Genomic DNA, 3446 nt, shown 5'->3' on the forward strand with positions numbered 1-3446 from the left:
GTCTCTACATTTATCCGAACAGCTCGATATTGATTTTGAGATCAGAGAAAAAACCGCCATCGGCGGTGGCGACATCCACGACGCCTATTGCATTAGCGATGGGGGCGAGCAGCGCTTTTTCGTTAAAACCAACCAGCGAGAATGTCTGCCCGCGTTTGAGGCCGAGGCCGAAGGCCTGCGCCAATTGGCAATGAGTGAGCACATTCATGTTCCGCGGGTGTATTTTGTCGGGCCGGTAAAAGACAGTGCAGCATTGGTACTCAATTTCCTACCCATTAAATCGCTCGACGATACTCAAGCCTATTTATTCGGTCAGCAACTGGCGCGTCATCACCGCTGGGGGGAGCAAGTCGAATACGGATTCGATGACGATAACTTCATCGGCACCAGCGAACAAAGAAACAGCTGGCACCGCAAGTGGTGTCACTTCTTTGCTGAGCAACGAATTGGCTGGCAACTACAACTAGCAGCGGAAAAATCACTGCATTTGGGCGACATTGATACCATCATTCACGGCGTCAAAGCGCAACTGGCTAACCATCGCCCCAAACCTGCACTTCTCCATGGCGATCTGTGGTCAGGCAATGTCGGTTTATCCGTCAACGGCCCAGTACTATTTGATCCGGCCTGTTATTGGGGCGATCGCGAAGCCGATATCGCCATGACAGAGCTATTCGGCGGTTTCCCGCAAAGCTTTTACAACGGCTACCAGGCTGAATGGCCATTAGACGAGGGTTATCAACAACGAAAAGATATTTATAACCTTTATCATGTGCTCAACCATGTCAATTTATTCGGCGGCCCCTACCTTGCACAAGCCGAACAATTGCTGACAAAACTCACACTCACGGTGTAGGATGCCAGACACACACACTGAGATAGAGGTTGGCGATGTTATCTGCCGCAATATTTGATATGGATGGCCTATTGGTCGACTCAGAGCCGTTCTGGCAACGGGCGCAAATTGATGTATTGACCGAGCTCGGCGTTTCTATCAGTTTACAAGATACGCGTGATACCACAGGCGTGCGGATTGATGAAATTGTGAAACACTACGCACGTACCCAGCCTTGGCAGGGGCCATCGAATGCTGACGTGCAAGCGCGGATCGTCGCACGCGTGGTTGAGCTGGTTAAAGATGAAAAACCCATGATGCCCGGCGTTAAAGACGCGTTGCAAATTTGCCGTCAAGCTGGCTTAAAAATCGGTCTGGCCTCATCGTCTCCACTGACCCTAATCCATCCGACATTGGATGCGCTAGGGCTTAGCGACGCATTTGAAATTGTCGAGTCGGCGGGGGATTTAAAATACGGTAAGCCCCACCCTAAAGTGTATCTTAATGCCGCTAACGCCTTGGGCGTCGAGCCCGACGCTTGCGTCGCCTTTGAAGATTCCTTTACCGGCTTACTTGCGGCTAAAGCCGCCTCGATGAAAACCATTGTGGTGCCGGCCGCGCATGAGTGGGAAGATCCTCGCTTTGTGATTGCCGATCAAAAGCTTGCCAGCCTAAAAGCTTTTAGTGCGGATAATCTTTCGTCGCTTTAGCGATCGTCTCCTGGGTGGCATTAAGCGCGTACAGTAGTTAATGCTACCTTTTAGAGCAGCGCTCATCATTTATTCATCTTACGATCCTCATCTATACTGACAGTAACCGCTTTGTCATAAAAGAAGGGCTGTGACGATGGATGATATAACTGACCGGCTAGTAAGCTGCCCGCACTGTGGACACCGTATTGATCTCACACTGGATCTCAGTGGCGGCAATCAAGAGTTTTATGAAGATTGTCCCAACTGCTGCAATGCGGTGCACTACAACATGCAAATCGACGAGTTGCATAAAACCGTTAACTTATTTGTCGATGCGGATGACGAGCAAATTTTTTAGCCCACGCACCCTATAACGCCCACTGAATGCAGCGCCATAAATCAGTGTAACGTTATCACCAAGTGCAAACACAAAGCTAACCGACGCGACTCGTATCAGGGTCGCATTGTCTTGATGGGCTATTCTTTGTGTCATCATTGTTTGCTCTCGTTCGGGATGCAAAATTGACACGGCTTTTGCTTCCTTTTCGCGCCTCCTGGCACGTATAATTGCGCGCAATCGATTCCTCCCTCCCTTTCACTTAAACATGTTGAGGCCAACGTGCAGCAATACCATGATGAAGCAAGAGCCATTATTCGGCTCAGTGTGCCTGTTTTTATTGCCCAAATAGCGCAAACCTCGATGGGGTTTGTCGATACCGTCATGGCGGGCGGATATAGCGCCACCGATATGGCCGCCGTGGCGGTTGCCTCGAGTATATGGATGCCTGCAATCTTGTTTGGGATTGGCCTGCTAATGGCCATGGTCCCTATGATTGCGCAACTTAATGGGGCGAGCAAAGCCACTGCGATCCCGTTTCAATTTCAGCAAGGTCTGTATATGGCATTGCTGTTGAGCATACCCATTGGGCTTATTCTTTATAAAGCCGGTTTTATTATTAATCTCATGGATGTGGAAGCAGCGCTAACTGAAAAAACCATCGGTTACTTACATGCGGTAATCTGGGCGGTACCGGCTTTCTTGGTGTTCCAATCCATTCGTAACTTATGCGAGGGAATGTCGCTCACCATTCCCGCAATGGTCATTGGCTTTATCGGGCTTGCGGCAAACATTCCACTCAACTGGATGTTTGTATACGGCAAACTCGGCGCGCCAGAGCTCGGCGGCGTGGGGTGCGGTGTCGCTACCGCGTTGGTGTATTGGATCATGGCTATCCTTATGGCGTTATATGTGGCAGTGAGCAAAAAACTCAGTGGTCTTCAGCTTTTTGCCTCGCTTTACGCGCCAGCACTCAAAGAGCAAATCCGCCTCTTTCGACTCGGGTTCCCAGTCGCTGCTTCGCTGTTTTTTGAGGTGACCTTATTTGCGGCGATTGCCATTTTAATCGCACCACTTGGCTCTATTACCGTCGCAGCGCACCAAGTGGCCATTAACTTCTCCACCATGATTTTCATGTTACCCATGAGTTTGGGTGTCGCCGTCAGTATTCGTGTCGGCCACCTGCTGGGCAAGCGCACCACCGAGGGAGCAGGCAACTCCGCCAAAATTGGGATTTGGCTGGGGGTGAGCACAGCTGTTATTACCGCGCTACTGACCGTTTGGCTGCGCGATCCAATTATCGCCCTGTATTCCGATAACCCAGACGTGGCAACGTTGGCGTCATCACTGATGTTATTGGCCGCGGTGTATCAGATCACCGACGCCATTCAAGTGGTCGCGGCTGGTGCCCTGCGTGGCTACAAAGATATGCGTGCCATTTTCCAGCGCACTCTGATCGCATACTGGGGTTTGGGCTTGCCGCTTGGCTATGTACTCGGAATGACAGATTGGCTCGTCCCAGCCATGGGCGCGCATGGGTTTTGGATAGGCATCATCATTGGCTTATCCAGTGCCGCGGTAC

4 protein-coding genes are annotated in these 3446 nt (G+C 50.9%); all 4 read left to right on the forward strand.

Annotated elements, in window-relative coordinates:
- Positions 1-856, forward strand: an 856-nt coding sequence (locus BZG79_RS13020) for a fructosamine kinase family protein (protein WP_347336594.1), incomplete at its 5' end; no start/stop codon positions are given.
- A 35-nt stretch (positions 857-891) separates the two neighbouring features.
- Entirely contained in the window at positions 892-1545 is a 654-nt protein-coding gene (hxpB, locus tag BZG79_RS13025; RefSeq protein WP_021023666.1) for a hexitol phosphatase HxpB, read from the forward strand.
- 136 nt (positions 1546-1681) lie between these two features.
- A complete protein-coding gene (locus BZG79_RS13030; protein ID WP_021023665.1) occupies positions 1682-1885 on the forward strand; it encodes a CPXCG motif-containing cysteine-rich protein in 204 nt (67 codons plus the stop codon).
- Positions 1886-2146: 261 nt separating this feature from the next.
- A partial coding sequence (locus tag BZG79_RS13035) for an MATE family efflux transporter (protein WP_077774607.1) occupies positions 2147-3446 on the forward strand: 1300 nt, incomplete at its 3' end.

This window comes from Salinivibrio sp. MA427, assembly GCF_001996115.1.
In the GTDB taxonomy this organism is placed as follows: Bacteria; Pseudomonadota; Gammaproteobacteria; order Enterobacterales; family Vibrionaceae; genus Salinivibrio; species Salinivibrio costicola.